This window comes from Amycolatopsis sp. DSM 110486 (assembly GCF_019468465.1).
GTDB lineage: Bacteria > Actinomycetota > Actinomycetes > Mycobacteriales > Pseudonocardiaceae > Amycolatopsis.
In genome coordinates, this window is record NZ_CP080519.1 from 10,797,240 (window position 1) to 10,813,429 (window position 16,190).

The window sequence follows — 16,190 nt, forward strand, 5'->3', positions numbered from 1 at the left end:
GCTGAACCCAGGGTGGCCACGGTGGCGTCCCACCGCGGCCACCCGGCTCAGCCGGCCGTGCGGGGCACGACCGGGAGCAGGAGGTAGGACGGGTGCTCGCCGCCGCTGATCAAGGTGGTCGTGCCGGCGTAGACGTCCGATCCGCGGTCGTGGGGATCGTTGTGGACGTAGATCCCGTTGCCGCGCATGGAGATCCCGTACGCCGAGGGCCACGGGCCGTCGCCGGGGAACTCGAAGTCGCGCCCCAGCAAGGAAACCCCGAGCCGGTGGCCGGCCGGGATGATCACCGACGTGGGCCAGATCTCGACGTCGACGTCCACCGGCTCGCCCGGGATGAGCGGCTGCCGCTCGTCGTAGGTGTGCCAAGGCCGGTACGGCAGGCTCTTTGCCGGGTCGGTCTTGCGCAACGACGAACGCAGCCAGCCGAACCCGACGCCGCCGTGGGGATCCATGGCAGCGGGGAACGTCACGTCGCGGCCGGCAGGATCCTGCACACGCAAGGCGAGGAACAGGTCGGCGTCGGCCGTGGACGAGGCGACGCGCAGGTGCGCCGACGCCGGGCCCGTGAGCTCCAGCTCCTCGGTCAACGGCTCGGTCCAGAACGTGAGCCCCTCGCCCTGCGCCGCGAACGCCGTCTCGCGCCGCGTCACATCCCCGGCCGCGGCCAGCGTCCCGCCGTCGAGGTCGAGGTGAAACTGTGCCCACTGTGTCCGGTCGAGCGGCCACGCGGTCTCGCCGCGCTTCTCGAACGTCCCGTCGACGCGGCGGGCGTGCACGACCACCGGCGGCTGCTCGGCCCACCCGGTGTCCTCGCCCTTGAGGAAATGCCCGAAGAACCGCTTCTGCAGCGCGACCCCGTAGTCGGTGTAGAACTCGACCCAGTGCTGCAGGCCGTGGACCTCGAGCCACTTCTGCTCGCTCGACACGCCGGCGTAACCCTCGAACCCGCCGCGGGTGTGCAGGTGGTGGGCCCAGTTCGTGGCCGAGAGCACGGGCACGGTGATCTTCGCCAGGTCCGCCGTGCGCTCGCGGTAGTACTCGTCCAGCAGCGGGTGGTCGCGCAGCTCGGCGACGGTGTCGGCGACGTTCTTCGCCAGTTCCTCGGGAGTGAGCACCTCGGGCCCGGCCACCGGCTCGCCGGTGACGCGGCTGCGCGGGCTGTCCGCGACCCCGTGCTGCACCGAGGAAACCTGGACCGGGTACCACTGTTTCACGAAGACGTCGAGGATCCCGCCGTGGTGGGTGAACTCGCGGTAGTAGTCGCTCGCGCCCTCCCACGGGCAGATCGCCGCGAGGTGCGGCGGCTGCAGCGCGGCGACCTGCCACTGGTTGATGCCGTAGTAGGAGATGCCGAGCAACCCGACCTTGCCGGTGCTCCAGGGCTGGACCGCGGCCCACTCGATGCAGGTGTAGTAGTCCCGTGTCTCGCGCGGCGAGAGGATGTCGAGGTACCCGGGCGAACGGCCGGCGCCGCGCGAGTCGACGCGGATCACGACGTACCCGTCCGGCACCCACTTCTCCGGGTCCACGGTTTCCCAGTTCTGGTATCGGTTCGACGAACCCGCCAGGGCGTCCGGGTGCTCGGCCTCCAGGTTGCTCCACATGGCCTGGTAGCCGTCCTGGAACGCGAGCCCCTTCGCGTACGGGCCGTGGGTCATGAGCACCGGGTGCGACCCCGCGTCCTCGGGCCGGAACACGTCCGCCCGCAGGACCAGCCCGTCGTCCATCGTGATCGGGACATCCCAGTCGATGTGCATGGTTCTCGTCCGCTCCTAGCCGGCCAGGAAGGCCGCGATCTTCTCGCTCGTCTCACCCGGGTTCTCCAGCGGCGGGAAGTGCCCCGCGCCGACGAACGCGAGCCGGGAGTTCGGGATGTGCTTCTCGATGTCTTCGAAGTACTCGTACGGCTGGAACGGGTCCTCGTAACCCTGCAGCACCAGGATCGGGCACTGCCAGGTGCGGATCAGGTCGAGGCGCCGGTCGATCCACTCCTTCTTGATGGTGGTCGACTGGAAGTACCGCGGCACCGCCCACTTGATGCCCGGGTGGCTCGCCTCCCGGATCGTGCGCCGCACGTCCTCCTCGGCGACCGGGCGGGTCGAGAGGATCGCGTGCAGGTTCGACACCAGCTCCGCGGGGTCGCCGAACGGGTTGTGGTCGAGGTCGGTGAACCACTTCTCCTGCGGCGACACGTCCGGGTGCCAGTGCCACAGCTGCTGCTCACCGCGCACGTACTTGTGGATCCGCTCCGGGTGGCGCGAGGCGAGGTAGTCGACGATCGGGCCACCGCGGTCGTGGGTGACGAAGCTCGGCCGCTCGATGCCGAGCACGTCCAGCAGACCCACGAGCTGGTCGGCCACCCCGACGTGCCGGTAGTCGCCCGGGGACTTCTCCGACTGGCCGTATCCCTTGAGATCGATCGACAGCACGCGAAAGTCGGCGGCGAGATCGGTGATCTGGTGGTGGAACAGGTACCACGAATCGGGAATCCCGTGCAGGAACACCACCACCGGCTTGTCCGACGTGCCCGCCTCGACGAAGTGCCAGCGGACGGTCTCCATGTCGCCCGGGCCGTCGACGAAGCGGTGGGTCACGGTCGTGCCGCCGGGGAGGCGTTCGGTTTCTCCGTCCTCGTTCGCGATCGGCTTTTCGGAGGCGAAGACGTGCTTGCCCGGCGCGTCCCGCCGCGCGATCGCCGCCGCGATCGCGTCCTGCGCGCGTTGCGTCGGCGGGGTGAACTCGAGCCCGGCCGCGACCGCCGGTGCCGTGTAGTGCTCCATGGGTTGGTCCCTTTCAGCGGCAGACGGCCAGGTTCGTGCGCCTGCAACCAACGTCGGACAGCTGTCCGTCAGACGACGACGATTCAACCCGAAGCGGCCGTTGTCAAGACTCAACAGCCGTTGAGTTCCCCTTTCTACTGGCGTCTTGGGAGCACTTGACACACTTTGTGGCTCCGGTCCACTGTTGCCGGACAGATGTCCGTAGGCCGGCGGGTAGCCGTTCCGGCAGGTTTCACGAAGGGAAGCTCGTGTCTCGAATCCTGGTCATCGGGGGCAGCGGCGGACTGGGGCGGGCCGTCGCCGGGGCGTTGGCCGACCGCGGGGACGCGGTGATCGTCACCAGCCGCGATCCGGGCCGCGCCGAAGCCGCCGCGCGGGAAATCGGCGGACGGGCGACCGGGCTCGGTGTCGACTTGGCGATGCCAGAGACGATCGCCGGCGCCCTCACTGGCGTCGACGAGATCGACGGGCTCGTCATCACCGCCATCCACCAGGACGGCGGCAGCATCCACGCGTTCAGCGTCGCCGACGCGGTGCGCGCCGCCACGGTCAAGCTCGTCGGGTACGCCGAAGCCGTCCGCGCCCTTCGCGACCGGTTCGCCCCGCACGGCTCGGTGGTGCTGTTCGGCGGCAGCGCGAAAGACCGGCCGTATCCCGGGTCGACGATGGTGTCCGCGACCAACGGCGGCGTCAGCTCACTCGTGCGCACGCTGGCTTGGGAGCTCGCGCCGATCCGGGTCAACGCACTGCACCCGGGTGTCGTCCTCGACAGCCCGGTCTGGCGCAAGGTCCCCGGCAACCCGCCCGCGCGCACGCTCACCGGCACGCCGATCACGATGGCCGACATCGTCGACGCCACGCAGTTCCTCCTGCGCAACCCCGCCGTCAACGCGCTGGACCTCCACGTCGACGGCGGCGTGCGGCTGATGGACGGCCCGGTGCCGCTGCAGACGCCCGGGGCTTAGGTCTCCGCGAAGAAGTCCCGCAATGCTTCGGCGACAACGTGCGGTTGTTCCTCCGGCAGGTAATGGTCGCTCTCGACGGCGAGCGTGCGCAGGTCCGTCGCGTACTCGCGCCACGCGGCGGGCACGTCGTAGGAGCGGCCGACGAAGCTGCCGTTCCCCCACAGCGCGAGCAGCGGGCTGGTGACGAGCCGGCCCGCTGCCGCGTCCGCGTCGTCGTGTTCGAGGTCGATGCCCGCCGCGGCACGGTAGTCCGCGCACGAAGCGGCGATCGCCTCCGGCGCGGAGAAGCACCGCACGTACTCGGCGACGGCGGCGGGATCGAAGGGCGTGCCGCCGTCGTGGCGGGAGTTCATGCGCGAGGTGACCCAGAACTCGGGGTCGCCGGCGAGCAGCCGTTCGGGGATTCCGTTGCCGGCGGCGAGGAAGAACCAGTGGTAGTAGCCCATTCCGAAGTCCTTGTCGGCGTGCTGGAACGCATACCGCGTGGGGACGATGTCCAGCACCGCCAGCGCCTTTACCGCTTCGGGCGCGTCGAGCGCGAGCCGGTGCCCCACCCGCCCGCCGCGGTCGTGCCCAGCGACGGCGAAGCGGTCGAAGCCCAGCTTCGCCATGACCTGGAGCTGGTCGTCCGCCATGGCCCGCTTGGCATATTTTTGGTCGCCGCCGGCCGGCTTGTCGCTGTCACCGTACCCGCGCAAATCGGTCAGCACCACGGTGAACTCCTCCGCCAGCCGCGGCGCGACGTGGTGCCAGATCAAGTGCGTCTGCGGATAACCGTGCAGCAGCAACACCGGCGGCCCCTCCCCGGCGACCGCGCAGTTGATCCGCACGCCCCCCGCGTCGACCCGCTGGTACCCGAACTTCTCCGGCAAGGGAACACTCATCGAGACCTCCGGTGGGGCGGCTTCATGATCGACTGTATCTGCCAGAATCGCCGGCCTGCCCAAGGGACCGGACGATGACCGCCTCGATTCGTCGTTCGCGCCACGACAGGAAGACCCCCAACCGCGAAGAACCGCCACACTTCAAGCTCTTCAGACATGCACCTCGCAACCAGGGCTCGCCGCGGTTGTATACCCCAGAGCAGGTTGCGGCCCAAGCCAGAACGAAGCCCAGCGTCGCCAAATACTGCAGCACCGTCTGTGCTGCGCCGCTGACCAGGATCGCCACACTCGTGAGCACGATCGCCACGACAAACGCAACCATGCGAATCGGGTCGCGGCCACCACGCGCTCAAGCCACCGGTGAAATTGCCCGCCAATGTCCGATACCTGCCCTACGCTGGACGCATGCCCTCACTGTTCGAGCACGCCGGCGGGGAAGCCGCCCTGCACCGGCTGGAGCAGCTGTTCTACGACAGCGTGCTGGCGGATCCGCTGCTGCAGCCGTTGTTCGGCGCGGGACAGCCGCGGCACGTCGAGCACCTGACGTCGTTCACGGCCGAGTCGTTCGGCGGGCCGGACCGCTTCTCGCGCGAGCTGGGGTTCGCGCACCTGATCTCCGTCCACCGGGGACTGAAGATCACCGAAGCCCAGCGGCAGCGGTTCGTCCAGCTCTACCTCGCGGCCCTGGACACCGCGGGGATGCCCCGCGACGCGCCGTTCCGCGACGCTGTCCGCGAACACGTCGAGTTCGGCTCCCGGGTCGCCCTGCAGAACTCCCACGCCGAGACGGACGTCGACCTCCACCCCCTGCGCGAAGTCCCCCACTGGACCTGGGCAGGCGACGACCCGCAGTAGTCGTGACATCATCGGAGCCGCCGTGATCACGTGTGGAAAGGCGGCCGGTGGACTACGAGCGCGCTGTCGGTGAGGTCTGGGCGGCCACGAAGCCCCACATCGGGGCCGGCAAGGTGGCGGACTACATCCCCGACCTGATCTGCGTGGACCCGGGCCAGTTCGGGTTCGCGGTGGCGACCGTCGACGGCGAGGTGCACCAGGTGGGTGACGCGGAGGTGCCGTTCTCGATCCAGAGCATCTCGAAGGCGTTCGCGCTCGCGCACGTGCTCGGGCACGACGACGCGTCGATCTGGCGGCGCGTGAACCGCGAGCCGTCGGGGACGCGGTTCAACTCGCTGATCCAGCTGGAGATCGAGCGCGGCGTGCCGCGCAACCCGTTCATCAACGCGGGCGCGCTGCTGGTGACCGACCAGCTCCTCGCGGACACCGGCGACGCCTGTGGCGCCCTGTGCGCGTTCCTGGCCGCGGAGACCGGGAACCCCGACCTCACCTACGACCCGGCGATGGCCGAGTCCGAGACGCGTACCGGGAACCGCAACCGTTCGCTGGCCTACCTGATGGCCGATTTCGGCAACGTCCTCAACCCCGTCGACGAGATGCTCGACCACTACTTCCGCCAATGCTCGATCATGGCCTCGTGCGTCGAGCTCGCCCGCGCGGGGCTGGTCCTGGCGCGCCACGGCGTCCGCCGCGACGGCACGCGCCTGCTGTCGAAGCAGGACGCCCGGCGCATCAACGCGATCATGCTCACCTGCGGCACCTACGACGCCGCCGGCGAGTTCGCGTATCGCGTGGGGCTGCCGTGCAAGAGCGGTGTCGGCGGCGGGATCCTCGCGATCGTGCCGGACCGCTGCGCGATCGCGGCGTGGGGGCCGGGGCTCGACGAGAAGGGCAACTCCGTGTCCGCGGCGATGGCGCTCGAGACGTTCGGCAACGTCACGGGGCTCAGCATCTTCTGATGCGTCCACTCAGGACTGCAACGCGGCCGCCACCAGCATCCGCAGCTCCGGCACGACCTCCTGCTCGAACCACGGGTTCCGCAGGTGCCACCCGACGTTCAGCGGCGACGGGTGCACGAGCGGGATCGTCGACGGCAGGTAGTCGCGGAACGACCGGACGGTCTCCGTGAGGCTCCACCCGCGCCCGGCGTGCAGGTAGTGCTTCTGCGCGTAGCTGCCGACGAGCACCGTCAGCCGGATCTCGGGCAGCTCGGCGAAAATCCGCGGATGCCACTTGTCCGCAACCCCGCGGCGCGGCGGCGCGTCACCGGAGGCCGCCTTGCCGGGGTAGAAGAAATCCATCGGCACGATCGCGAACAGCCCGGGATCGTAGAACTCCTCGTCGGTCACCCCGAGCCAGCCGCGCAGCTTCACGCCGCTGGCGTCGTTCCAGGGGACGCCGCTCTCCTGCGCCTTCCGCCCGGGCGCCTGCCCGATGAGCGCCACCTTCGCCGACGGCTCCGCGGTGTAGAGGGGCTCGTAACCGGCTTCCTTCGCCCACGCGTTGTCGGGGTCGGCGATGAGGTCGGCGCGGATCCGGTCGAGGTTCGTCATGGTCCGGCGAGAATATCCGGGCCCCTCACGCGGGCCAGAGCTGGATCAGCCAGCCTTCGACGCCCTCGGCGAAGGTACCTTCGGCCAGCTCCGCCGTCGCGGCGCGGCCGCCCTCGTGCACCCGGGCGTGATGCGGGCCGGGCCGCCCCAGGGTGAGCACGTCGGGCGACATGGCGGCAGTGACCGACTGCAGGCGCACCTGATCGGCCAGGTCGCACCCAACCGTGACCACCTGGTCCCACTCGCCGTGCGCCGCCGGCGGCTCGGCGTCCCACAGCTCCACCCGCACCGCCGGGTCGTGGTCGTTCCCGGCGCTGTGCAGCAGCAGTCCCCCGGCCCCGCCCAGGACAAGCCAGTCACCGCTCGGCTCCCCCACGGCCAGCGCGTTGCGGCTCATCGGGATTTCCTGCAGCACGAACTGGCCAAACTCGACCGTGATGCTGCTGTCGATCGCGCCCAGCAGTTGCGGCATCGGCCGGTCCCCCTCGGTGTGGCGATCCAGCGATCGTAGCGAGGATCCGTCACGGCAAGACGATCGCCAGCACCACCAGCGGCCCCAGTTGCGCCACGACCCCACCCCAGGCCGAGTTGCGCGGGCTGCCGAGGGCAAGCGCGGCGGGACCACGTGAAGTCGGTGTTCGCGAAGGTGGCCGTGCGCAGCCGGGGCGAGCTGGCCGCGAAACTGCGCCCGGTCCACGACGTCACCGTGAGCCTGAGGTCCGGCTGTGCGGTGTCGGCGCGGCGGGAAACCCGGCCCGCGGCGAAGGTTCCGGACGCGACGACGACGCGCTGCGAGCCACGGGCGAGGTCGCGCAGGTTGCGGGACAGCAGCTCGGCCAGACGCGGTCCGGCGTGGTGGTGCGTGCGGTGCAGCCGCCGCAGGGCTTTGCTGTCGAGCAGCACGCCGCGACAGTCCTGAGTGGACTGTCACCGGGCCGCCGCCCGGACTCGGCGTCGAGGGGCTGGGAGGTAGACGGTGGACGGAGACAGGAACGGTCCGAACTCCAAGAGCCGATTTTCCTAGCTGCACAATGGAAAGGTCCGTACCGCGAAGTTCGGCCCTGCCAACGAGAGCAGCCCTCGTTCGCAGGGCCGAGTCCGGCCCCGGCCCGCGAAGGAGCCGGCGACTACCAGCGGAGCAGAGTTCGGTCGCGCGTCCTGGTGTCGATCCAGACGATCCGGGGATATGAGCCCCGGCCGGCCACTGGGCCCCGCGCGTCGCGGTGTGCCGCGGTGCCCCCGGCAGGAGTCGAACCTGCGTTCCCGGCTTCGGACGCCGGAGTCGTGTCCGTTGGACCACGAGGGCTTCGCCGGGTTCGCGCGGGCGAGGTGCGGAGGATGCAGGAGTCGAACCCACGCGGGCGCTCAGCACACCCGACCACCGTTTTCGAAACGGCTGCCTTACCACTCGGCCAATCCTCCCTGGCCCGGCAACACCCGAGTGCCGCCGTCGTGCGCGGAGGGCGCGCGGGTCGAACGCGCGCCGGGACGTGCCGTCCCGGACCACGGATTAGCAATCCGGTGCCTTGCCACTCGGCCAGCCCTCCTCGTTGTGCCGCGCCCCGCTGCCCGTCGAGGGTTCGAACCTCGGTTGCCGGATCCAGAGTCCGGAGTCCCGCCGGTTGGACGAACGGGCATCGCGTGGTGCTCCCGGGCCAGGACTCGAACCTGGCTCTGCGGAACCAAAATCCGCCGTGTTGCCGGATACACCACCCGGGAAAGCGTGCCCTCGCCAGGAGTCGAACCTGGACTGTCCGGAGCCTGGGTCCGGTGCCTCTGCCGGTTGGGCTACGAGGGCTTGGGGTCCGCGCGCGGGGGGACCCGTCTTCGATGGAGCTGCGTGCGGTTGCGGGGATTCGAACCCCGACTGGCCTGACCCTCAGCCAGGTGCCTCTTCCAGTTGGGCTACAACCGCGTAGCGCGTGCGGGAGTCGAACCCGCGTCTTCGGCGTGAGGGCCGGTGTCCGTTCCGCTGGACCAACGCGCCGTGCTGGTGACAGTCTTTTGATCAACCTCAGTCGAGTGCCCGCGAGTCGAACGCGGTGTCTTCCGCTCCCGAAGCGGATGGGTTCCCGTCTCCCTCGCACTCGTCGGCCGGGCACCCCCCTCGGGTGCCGGACCTGCGCTCACGACGGGACTCGAACCCGCGATCGTCTCCTCGACAAGGAGCTGCCCTGGCCGCTGGGCCACGTGAGCCTGAAACCTGCGTACCCCTACCAGGAGTCGAACCTGGGACCTCCGGATTCGTAATCCGGCGCTCTGTCCAGCTGAGCTACAGGGGTGTGGCAGCCGATCCGGGTATCGATCCCGGTCCCCCGCCTTGAAGGGGCGGTGACCTAGCCAGCAGTCGCATCGGCCTTGTCTTGGTGTGTCGGTGGTGGGGGACGGAGTCGAACCGTCAAAGCCGCCGAAGGGCGTCCGGGTTACAGCCGGGTGGGCTCACCTGTGCCCAGCCCCACCGTGCTCGCCGCGGCCGGCGAGCGTGTTTCTGCTCCGCTGTGTAGTTGACAAAGACCAGGTAGCCGAGAAAGAACAGGCGCCGACAAAATGGGCGCAGCACATCAACGAAATGGATATACCACCATTTATGGGTGCACGAAATAGAGAAAGCCGCCCGAATCGGTTTCCCGATGGGCGGCTCCCGGTCATGACGTCGACGACGTCACGGTGGGGAGCCCCCGACGCTCAGCAGCCGCTCTTCAGGCAGCATCGAGCCACTGAGCCGCTCTTGCGGCAGGCGCGGCATTGATGACAGCGCATCCGACGAGCGCAGCGCATCGCGCAGATCGCCCAGATAGCGGCGCTGCGACCCTCGCTTCTCCATGCTCGCCACGATGACTCCTTCTCAGTTTCTGTGCTGGTTCCGATGAGCTCTTGCGTTCAGCTCCATTACATAATCGCGAACCCGCACCCGGGTGTCAATCTTTATTACCGGACCAATTTCACCGCCCGAGCGCCGCTTCCACGAACTGCCGCAGCACCGGCCCGTTCGCGCTCGGCAGGAAAGCCAGCGCGACCGGGATCGCCGGCGCACCGGCGATCGGGAGGAACCGCACCGTCGGGTGGATGTTGCGCCGCACCGCGACCTCCGGCACCACCCCCAGCCCGCGCCCCGCGGCGACGCTCTCGATCCACTCGTCGAAGTTGGCCGTCTCGACGACGGTCGCCGGCCGCTGCCCCTCGGGCCAGGACCACGGGCCGGTGGTGCCGTTGACGACGTTGACCACCAGCGGCCAGTTCGGCACGTCGGCCCATGCCAGCTCCGGCTCGCCGGCGAGCGGGAACGTCTCCGCGAACACGGCGACCCGGTCCTCGTCGAACAGGTGCACGACCTGCAGCCGCGACGAACGCACCTCCCCGCGCACGAGCGCGACATCCACCTTCTCCTGCTGCACCGCCGCGAGCGGGTCGTCGATGCGTACAAGGTCGACCGAACTGCCGGTGGCGTGTTCGAACCGCGCCACGGTCTCCTGCGCCCACGGTGTGGGCAGCAGCCAGCTGAACCCCAGCTTCACGGTGCCGCGGCGCCGCGCAGCGCTGACGCCGCGGTCGAGCTCCGCCAGCACGCGCTGCGTGTGCTCCAGGAACGCGCGGCCCGCTTCCGTCAGCTCCACGTGCCGCGGCGAGCGGTCCAGCAGGGTGACGCGCAGCAACTCCTCGAGCTGCCGCACCGTCCGGCTGAGCGCGGGCTGCGTGATGGCGAGCGCCTGGGCGGCGTGCGTGAACGACGCCAGCCGGGCCACCGACGCGAACGCGCGCAGGTGCCGGATTTCGATGCCCGCCGGTGTGCCCTCAACCATGTCCGCAGAGCATAGCCGCGGCCGGACGGGCATTTCCCAACGCGGCCGCGGGTGCCTAGCGTGGAGCCGAAGGGGTTCATGGAAGAGAGAAGGCGTTCGAGATGCACAGCTCGCTGTCCGGTCTCGGGGTCACCTCGCCGGTCCTGGCGGCGCCGATGGCGGGCGGGGGTACCACGCCCGCCCTGGTGGCCGCGGCGGCAAGCGCCGGGGGCCTCGGCTTCGTCGCCGGCGGGTACAAGACGGCCGAAGCGCTCAGCGAGCAGATCGCACAGGTCCGCGCGCTGGGCATCCCGTTCGGGGTCAACCTGTTCGCCCCCAACCCGGTGCCCGTCGACCCGGACGCCTACCGCCGCTACGCCGGCGCGCTGCGGGCCGACGCCGACCGCTACGGCCTCGACCTCCCGCGGGCGATCACCGAGGACGACGACCACTGGGAGGCCAAGCTCGACCTCCTGCTGGCCGGCCCCGTCCCGCTGGTCAGCTTCACCTTCGGCCTGCCGGCCGCGTCGGTCTTCGCCCGGCTTCGCCGCGCGGGCACGCTGGTCGCGCAGACCGTGACTTCGGCCGACGAGGCCCGGCTGGCCGCCGACGCCGGCGCGGATCTCCTGCTCGTGCAGGCCGCGGCCGCGGGCGGGCACTCGGGCACGCTCACGCCCGACCGCGTCCCGCCGGCGGTCGCGCTGCCGCGGCTCCTCGGCGAGGTCGGGGCCGCCGTGTCGCTGCCCCTGGTCGGCGCCGGCGGGCTCGCCACTCCCGAGGCCGTGGCCGAGGCGCTGAACGCCGGAGCCATCGCCGTGGCCGTCGGCACCGTGCTGCTGCGGTCCGACGAGAGCGGCGCGTCGAAGCCCCACCGCGAAGCGCTGGCCGACCCGGCCCGCCGGGAGACCGTCGTCACGCGCGCGTTCACCGGCCGCCCGGCGCGGGGCCTGCGCAACGCGTTCACCGACGACCATTCGGCCGAAGCTCCCGCCGGGTACCCGGCCCTGCACCACCTGACCAGCGCGCTGCGCAAGGCGGCCGTGCAGGCCGGTGATCCCGAGCGCGTCAACCTGTGGGCAGGCACCGGCTACCGGCACGCCACCGCCGAACCCGCGGCCGACATCCTCACACGGCTCTCCCCCCGGCTCTAGCCCACCCGTCAACCGGACGGGTGAGCTCGGCGACAGGTCGCCGGCGGCCAGAACGGGTACCCCACCAAGGCAACCCATGATCGACCAGAGGAGAACGAGAACCATGGCACGAGTCCTGTTCGTCATGACGGGCGCCGACCACTGGACGCTCAACGACGGAACTCGGCATCCGACCGGGTACTGGGCCGAGGAGTTCGCCGCCCCGTACACCGCGCTCAAGGACGCGGGCCACACGATCGTGGTGGCGACCCCGGGCGGTGTGGTGCCTACCGTCGACCAGGGCAGCCTGAACCCGGACATGGCCGGCGGCGAGGAAGAGGCCGCGAAGCTCGCGCAGGTCCTCGAGTCCGCCGGCGAACTGCGCGAGCCGATCGTGCTCACGGACGTGAACCTGTCGGACTACGACGCCGTCTACTACCCCGGCGGCCACGGTCCGATGGAGGACCTCTCCCACGACGCCGACTCCGGTGCCCTGCTCAACGCCGCCCTCGCGTCGGGCAAGCCGCTCGCCGTGGTGTGCCACGCACCCGCCGCGCTGCTGGCGACGCGCGACGAGCGGGGCGAGTCGCCGTTCGCCGGCTACCGCGTCACCGGGTTCACCAACGACGAGGAGAACGCGGTCGGCCTCGGCCAGAAGGCGAAGTGGCTGCTGGAGGACGAGCTGGGCAAGCTCGGCGTCGCGTTCGAGCGCGGACCGGACTGGCAGCCGTACACGGTCGTCGACCGCACCCTCTACACGGGACAGAACCCCGCCTCGGCCGCGCCGCTGGCCCAGGAACTCCTCAAAGCCCTGAAATAGGCCCGATCGCCGGCGGGGTGCGCGGCTACGCGGGCTCCGCCGGCGACTGCGCGAGCGAGAGGCTGTTCCCGTCCGGGTCGAGGACCACGACGTGGCGCACGCCGTTGGCGTAGGTCTCGACGGGTTCGTGCGTGATGCCGTGCGCGGCGAGGCGGGCGAGGATCTCGTCGAGATCGGTGACGCCGAGGGTGACCATCGCCCGGCCCACGCCCTCGGCGCGCACCTCCCGCGCGTCGACCACGAGCCACGCGGCTTCGCCCAGCTGCCACAGGTGCTCCTCGCCGATGACCTCGTCGGCGGGCCGGCCCAGGAACGCGGTGAACCACTCCAGGGCCCGGGGCAGGTCGCTCACGCTCATGATCGTGTACAGGTCCACGGAACCACTCCTCTCGACGGCTGACGGAGGGGTAGACCACCGCCGCCGCGAAAACTCATCGGTCCCGCGGATCGCCCTCGGTCATCGCCCCGGCCACCTGGTCGTGCACGGTCAGCACGCGGGCGTCGAGCTCCTCGACCGGCACACCGACGTCACGCGCGAGCGCCTCGCGGAAGATGAGGTAGCCCTTGTACGCCGCGACCATGAACACGTGCATCGCGATCGCGTCGCCGTCGGCGGGCAGGGCACCGGTGGCCTGGTCGCGTTGGAGAGCGGCTCTCGTCTTCTCGATCTCGGGCAGAGCGTGGTAGTCCGGGTCGCCGTCGATCGCGAGCAGGGCCTCGACCAGCGTGGGCGCAGGGTTCGCGAGCGCGCTGCGGAACATCGCCTTGCGCCGGCCGAGGAACGACGCCTCCCAGTGCCGTTTCGCGCCGGCCGCCCATTCCCGGGCGCGATGGGCCACGGCCGCCCTCAGCAGGGATCGCCGGTCTCCGAAGTACTGGTAGATCTGGCCGCGGTTCACCCCGGAGCGGTCGGCGACCTCCTGCAGGTTCAGCCCGGCGAAGATCCCGTCGCGCTGGAGCAGGTCGAAAGTCGCCTGGAGGAGGTCGGCCTCGGTGCGGGCCCGGTCGCGCCCGCGCCGGCTCGACGCCTGCCCGGCGGTGTCGTTCACATCATCTCCCGTGTGCACTCTTCTCACCTGCTCCGACCTCGCAGTCTAGTGATCGCTCACACCACACCCCGGCCCCGCAACGCGTCGAGCTCCGCGGTGGACAGGCCCAGCAGGCCGCCGAGCACCTCTTCGGTGTGCGCGCCCAACGTCGTGCCGGCCCAGCGGACACTGCCGGGCGTCGCGCTCAGGTGCGGCAGCGGCGCGACCATCGGGACCTCGCCGAACTCCGCGTCGTCCACAGTGATCACGGAGCCGCGGGCCCGGCAGTGCGGGTCGTTCATCAGGTCGGCGACGCTCATGATCGGCGACGCCGGAATGTCGGCGTCGCTCAGCAGTTTCACCACCTCGTCGGCGGTCAGCCGCGAGACCCACTCGCTGATGAGCGGGTACAGCTCGTCCTGGTGGCGGATCCGGGCGGGGCGGTCGGCGAAGCGCGGGTCGTCGGCCAGCTCGGGCTGGTTCATCACCGCGGACAGGCGCCGGAACAGCGAGTCGGTGCCCGCGTGCAGCGACACCCGGCGATCGTCGGACGTCACGAAGTCCGACGCCGGGACGATGGCCGGGTTCTTGTTGCCCAGCCGTTCCCGGACCTGGCGGTCGAGGCCGTAGGCGGTCACCGAGTCCTCACTGGACCGCAACGCCGCCTCGTACAGCGCCAGGTCGATGACCTGGCCCGAGCCCGAACCGTGATCGCGGTGGTACAGCGCGGACACGACGGAGAACGCCGCGAGGTAGGCGCTCATGTAGTCGATCACCGAGTATCCGCTGCGCACCGGCGGCCGCTCCGGCTCGCCTGTGGCGTAGGTCAGTCCACTGTAGGCACTCGCGATCCGGTCGAACGCGCCGCGGTCGCGGTAGGGCCCGGTGAGGCCGAACCCCGTGAGGTACAACAGGATCGCCCGCGGGTTGAGGGGCTGCAGGTGCTCGGGCAGCATGCGGTAGCGCTCGAGCGTCGGCGGGCGGAAGTTCGTGACCACCACGTCGAAGTGCGGCACCAGCCGGTGGAACACGGCCTGCCCTTCGGACGTCCGGAGATCGAGCGCCACGGACTTCTTGTTGCGTCCCTCCTGGAGCCAGCCCGGCGACCGCCCGCCGCCGCGGGTGAAATCGCCGACCTTCGGGTCTTCGATCTTGACCACCTCGGCGCCGAAGTCGCCCAGGATCGTCGCCGAGACCGGTCCGGCGAGGACGGTCGCGGCGTCGAGGACCCGGACACCGGCCAGCGCGTCGCTCATCGTGTGGTTGTCCTCCGTGCTCGCGTCGGGATGCGGGGGTTCACTTGCCTTGCGCCGCGTCGATCACGAGCGACAGGTCGATCAGCTCTTCGGGCTTCACCGGGGAGCCGATCTGCAGCGTGTTCGGCACGGCCTGGTACATCTTCTGCAGGCTCGCCACCGATTCGGCGGGCACGTTGAAGTCGAACGGCACCGACGGCGCGATCCGCAGCGTGTCGACGGTCGTGCCGAGCTGCTGGGCCATCTTGGTCATCACGTCGGTGTCCTGGTGGTAGTCACCGGACAGGTGCGTGTTCACGGTCCGCTCCACCGCGCGGAAGAACGCGACACCCGCGTCGCGGTGTTCACCGAGCAGGTCGGTGGTTGCGAAGTAGCCGGCGATCTGCATGCTGTCCGGGTACCCGCCCTCGGCGTTGAACGCGGTGCCCGGCTTGATGCTCGCGGTGAACGGCGGGCCGAGGGTGGCGCCGTCGATCGAGCCGTTGTTGAGCGCCTGGACCATCGCGGCGATGTCGCTGAACGGAGTCATCCGCACGTCGGCGGGCTTGAGGCCACCCTTGGTGATCAGGTCGTACAGCCCGTACTCCGACGGAGCCGCCAGGCCACCGGGGTTGACGCCGATGTTCTTGCCCTTCAGCGAAGCCGGGTTGAAGTCGCTCGCCTTGCTGCCGTACTTGGTGCTCATGTAGACGCCGCTGTCCGGAGAGGACGAAGCGACGCCGGAGACCCAGCGGATCGGGACGCCGTGGCGCAGCGCGTTGAAGACCAGTGCCTGCGCGCCGGCGTAGACGAGGTCGATCTTGTCCTGTCCCAGCAACGTGAGCAGGTTCGGCACTGTGTCGGTGACGAACGTGACGTCGAGGTTCTCCTTGCCGAACTCGCCGTAGACCTGGGCGAGCAGCGCCGGCGCTTCGAGCTCCAGTTTGGACGGGATGCCGACCTTGAGCGAAGCACGCTGCGCCAGCGGTTTGGGCGCGGGCGTGCCGGGCTTGCCCGACAGGCTCATGCCGGCCGGCAGCACGGACACCTGCTTGGCGTCGGTGGCCTGGTTCTGCTGCGACGACGGGGCACACGCGCTCGCGAACACCAGGCCCGCCGTGACGGCGGTGGCGCAGAGCGCCCGGGTGGTTCTGGACATGG

Annotated in this window: 17 protein-coding genes and 12 tRNA genes; 5 read left to right on the forward strand and 24 right to left on the reverse strand. The window is 70.3% G+C overall.

From position 1 onward, the window contains the following. Window positions 1-47: 47 nt before the first annotated feature. Window positions 48-1,757: a CocE/NonD family hydrolase gene (locus K1T34_RS51970; RefSeq protein WP_220242121.1), complete on the reverse strand. Its 1,710-nt coding sequence runs from the start codon at window positions 1,755-1,757 to the stop codon at window positions 48-50. A gap of 15 nt (window positions 1,758-1,772) precedes the next feature. Beyond that, window positions 1,773-2,780 carry an alpha/beta fold hydrolase gene (locus K1T34_RS51975; protein ID WP_220242122.1) on the reverse strand — a complete coding sequence of 336 codons (1,008 nt, stop codon included), beginning with the start codon at window positions 2,778-2,780 and terminating at the stop codon, window positions 1,773-1,775. A 248-nt stretch (window positions 2,781-3,028) separates the two neighbouring features. Here K1T34_RS51975 and K1T34_RS51980 point away from each other — a divergent pair, with 248 nt between their 5' ends. Beyond that, complete coding sequence (locus K1T34_RS51980) at window positions 3,029-3,745, forward strand: SDR family oxidoreductase (RefSeq protein ID WP_220242123.1); 717 nt, start codon at window positions 3,029-3,031, stop codon at window positions 3,743-3,745. Here K1T34_RS51980 and K1T34_RS51985 read toward each other — a convergent pair. Further along, a complete protein-coding gene (locus K1T34_RS51985; protein ID WP_220242124.1) occupies window positions 3,742-4,629 on the reverse strand; it encodes an alpha/beta fold hydrolase in 888 nt (295 codons plus the stop codon). The genes K1T34_RS51980 and K1T34_RS51985 overlap by 4 nt on opposite strands. Before the next feature lie 22 nt (window positions 4,630-4,651). Continuing rightward, a complete protein-coding gene (locus tag K1T34_RS51990) occupies window positions 4,652-4,936 on the reverse strand; it encodes a hypothetical protein (protein ID WP_220242125.1) in 285 nt (94 codons plus the stop codon). Window positions 4,937-5,034: 98 nt separating this feature from the next. Here K1T34_RS51990 and K1T34_RS51995 point away from each other — a divergent pair, with 98 nt between their 5' ends. Together K1T34_RS51995 and K1T34_RS52000 are read left to right on the forward strand one after the other, a co-directional pair. After that, on the forward strand, window positions 5,035-5,484 hold the full coding sequence (locus K1T34_RS51995) for a group II truncated hemoglobin (protein WP_220242126.1): 450 nt from the start codon (window positions 5,035-5,037) through the stop codon (window positions 5,482-5,484). Window positions 5,485-5,531: 47 nt separating this feature from the next. Further along, the gene (locus K1T34_RS52000) at window positions 5,532-6,443 is read left to right on the forward strand and encodes a glutaminase (protein WP_220242127.1); all 912 of its coding nucleotides are present in this window, start codon (window positions 5,532-5,534) and stop codon (window positions 6,441-6,443) included. A 9-nt stretch (window positions 6,444-6,452) separates the two neighbouring features. Here K1T34_RS52000 and K1T34_RS52005 read toward each other — a convergent pair whose 3' ends face one another. From K1T34_RS52005 to K1T34_RS52080, 16 genes are all read right to left on the reverse strand, one after another. Further along, a complete protein-coding gene (locus K1T34_RS52005) occupies window positions 6,453-7,037 on the reverse strand; it encodes a uracil-DNA glycosylase family protein (protein WP_220242128.1) in 585 nt (194 codons plus the stop codon). Between the two features lie 25 nt (window positions 7,038-7,062). Beyond that, on the reverse strand, window positions 7,063-7,509 hold the full coding sequence (locus K1T34_RS52010) for a hypothetical protein (protein WP_220242129.1): 447 nt from the start codon (window positions 7,507-7,509) through the stop codon (window positions 7,063-7,065). 762 nt (window positions 7,510-8,271) lie between these two features. Continuing rightward, window positions 8,272-8,343: transfer RNA gene (locus K1T34_RS52015), tRNA-Arg, on the reverse strand. A gap of 26 nt (window positions 8,344-8,369) precedes the next feature. Next, window positions 8,370-8,459: transfer RNA gene (locus K1T34_RS52020), tRNA-Ser, on the reverse strand. A gap of 35 nt (window positions 8,460-8,494) precedes the next feature. Continuing rightward, window positions 8,495-8,584: transfer RNA gene (locus K1T34_RS52025), tRNA-Ser, on the reverse strand. A gap of 18 nt (window positions 8,585-8,602) precedes the next feature. Continuing rightward, window positions 8,603-8,674 (reverse strand) — tRNA-Gln (locus K1T34_RS52030). Window positions 8,675-8,684: 10 nt separating this feature from the next. Then, window positions 8,685-8,756: transfer RNA gene (locus K1T34_RS52035), tRNA-Gln, on the reverse strand. 5 nt (window positions 8,757-8,761) lie between these two features. Next, window positions 8,762-8,835 (reverse strand) — tRNA-Leu (locus tag K1T34_RS52040). Between the two features lie 43 nt (window positions 8,836-8,878). Further along, window positions 8,879-8,952, reverse strand: a tRNA-Leu gene (locus K1T34_RS52045). Between the two features lies 1 nt (window position 8,953). After that, a tRNA-OTHER gene (locus tag K1T34_RS52050) sits at window positions 8,954-9,024 on the reverse strand. 136 nt (window positions 9,025-9,160) lie between these two features. After that, window positions 9,161-9,233: transfer RNA gene (locus K1T34_RS52055), tRNA-Asp, on the reverse strand. A 12-nt stretch (window positions 9,234-9,245) separates the two neighbouring features. Then, window positions 9,246-9,319: transfer RNA gene (locus K1T34_RS52060), tRNA-Arg, on the reverse strand. 1 nt (window position 9,320) lies between these two features. Next, window positions 9,321-9,395, reverse strand: a tRNA-Glu gene (locus K1T34_RS52065). Window positions 9,396-9,412: 17 nt separating this feature from the next. Further along, a tRNA-Tyr gene (locus K1T34_RS52070) sits at window positions 9,413-9,497 on the reverse strand. A 202-nt stretch (window positions 9,498-9,699) separates the two neighbouring features. After that, window positions 9,700-9,870, reverse strand: a complete 171-nt coding sequence (locus K1T34_RS52075; RefSeq protein ID WP_220242130.1) for a hypothetical protein — start codon at window positions 9,868-9,870, stop codon at window positions 9,700-9,702. Window positions 9,871-9,979: 109 nt separating this feature from the next. Continuing rightward, entirely contained in the window at window positions 9,980-10,837 is an 858-nt protein-coding gene (locus K1T34_RS52080) for a LysR family transcriptional regulator (protein WP_220242131.1), read from the reverse strand. A gap of 101 nt (window positions 10,838-10,938) precedes the next feature. Between K1T34_RS52080 and K1T34_RS52085 the strand changes: the two genes are divergently transcribed. Both K1T34_RS52085 and K1T34_RS52090 read left to right on the forward strand, forming a co-directional pair. Further along, window positions 10,939-11,967 carry a nitronate monooxygenase gene (locus tag K1T34_RS52085; protein ID WP_220242132.1) on the forward strand — a complete coding sequence of 343 codons (1,029 nt, stop codon included), beginning with the start codon at window positions 10,939-10,941 and terminating at the stop codon, window positions 11,965-11,967. Window positions 11,968-12,070: 103 nt separating this feature from the next. After that, window positions 12,071-12,766 carry a type 1 glutamine amidotransferase domain-containing protein gene (locus K1T34_RS52090; RefSeq protein ID WP_220242133.1) on the forward strand — a complete coding sequence of 232 codons (696 nt, stop codon included), beginning with the start codon at window positions 12,071-12,073 and terminating at the stop codon, window positions 12,764-12,766. Window positions 12,767-12,791: 25 nt separating this feature from the next. Here the strand turns inward: K1T34_RS52090 and K1T34_RS52095 are convergent, their stop codons facing one another. The 4 genes from K1T34_RS52095 to K1T34_RS52110 are packed head-to-tail and all read right to left on the reverse strand — an operon-like array spanning window position 12,792 to window position 16,188. Next, on the reverse strand, window positions 12,792-13,142 hold the full coding sequence (locus K1T34_RS52095; RefSeq protein ID WP_255638186.1) for a VOC family protein: 351 nt from the start codon (window positions 13,140-13,142) through the stop codon (window positions 12,792-12,794). 55 nt (window positions 13,143-13,197) lie between these two features. After that, window positions 13,198-13,815 (reverse strand): TetR/AcrR family transcriptional regulator, encoded by a 618-nt coding sequence (locus K1T34_RS52100; RefSeq protein ID WP_220242134.1) that lies wholly within the window; start codon window positions 13,813-13,815, stop codon window positions 13,198-13,200. Between the two features lie 56 nt (window positions 13,816-13,871). Next, on the reverse strand, window positions 13,872-15,050 hold the full coding sequence (locus tag K1T34_RS52105; RefSeq protein WP_220242135.1) for a CaiB/BaiF CoA-transferase family protein: 1,179 nt from the start codon (window positions 15,048-15,050) through the stop codon (window positions 13,872-13,874). A gap of 40 nt (window positions 15,051-15,090) precedes the next feature. Continuing rightward, window positions 15,091-16,188 (reverse strand): ABC transporter substrate-binding protein, encoded by a 1,098-nt coding sequence (locus tag K1T34_RS52110; RefSeq protein WP_220242136.1) that lies wholly within the window; start codon window positions 16,186-16,188, stop codon window positions 15,091-15,093. Window positions 16,189-16,190 lie beyond the last annotated feature (2 nt).

What these genes read in the sequence shown, in the direction of transcription:
- K1T34_RS51970 (WP_220242121.1), bottom strand. Translation starts at nt 1,757, where the DNA reads ATGCACATCGACTGGGATGTCCCGATCACGATGGACGACGGGCTGGTC.
- K1T34_RS51975 (WP_220242122.1), bottom strand. Translation starts at nt 2,780, where the DNA reads ATGGAGCACTACACGGCACCGGCGGTCGCGGCCGGGCTCGAGTTCACC.
- K1T34_RS51985 (WP_220242124.1), bottom strand. Translation starts at nt 4,629, where the DNA reads ATGAGTGTTCCCTTGCCGGAGAAGTTCGGGTACCAGCGGGTCGACGCG.
- K1T34_RS51995 (WP_220242126.1), top strand. Translation starts at nt 5,035, where the DNA reads ATGCCCTCACTGTTCGAGCACGCCGGCGGGGAAGCCGCCCTGCACCGG.
- K1T34_RS52005 (WP_220242128.1), bottom strand. Translation starts at nt 7,037, where the DNA reads ATGACGAACCTCGACCGGATCCGCGCCGACCTCATCGCCGACCCCGAC.
- K1T34_RS52010 (WP_220242129.1), bottom strand. Translation starts at nt 7,509, where the DNA reads ATGCCGCAACTGCTGGGCGCGATCGACAGCAGCATCACGGTCGAGTTT.
- K1T34_RS52080 (WP_220242131.1), bottom strand. Translation starts at nt 10,837, where the DNA reads ATGGTTGAGGGCACACCGGCGGGCATCGAAATCCGGCACCTGCGCGCG.
- K1T34_RS52085 (WP_220242132.1), top strand. Translation starts at nt 10,939, where the DNA reads ATGCACAGCTCGCTGTCCGGTCTCGGGGTCACCTCGCCGGTCCTGGCG.
- K1T34_RS52090 (WP_220242133.1), top strand. Translation starts at nt 12,071, where the DNA reads ATGGCACGAGTCCTGTTCGTCATGACGGGCGCCGACCACTGGACGCTC.
- K1T34_RS52105 (WP_220242135.1), bottom strand. Translation starts at nt 15,050, where the DNA reads ATGAGCGACGCGCTGGCCGGTGTCCGGGTCCTCGACGCCGCGACCGTC.
- K1T34_RS52110 (WP_220242136.1), bottom strand. Translation starts at nt 16,188, where the DNA reads ATGTCCAGAACCACCCGGGCGCTCTGCGCCACCGCCGTCACGGCGGGC.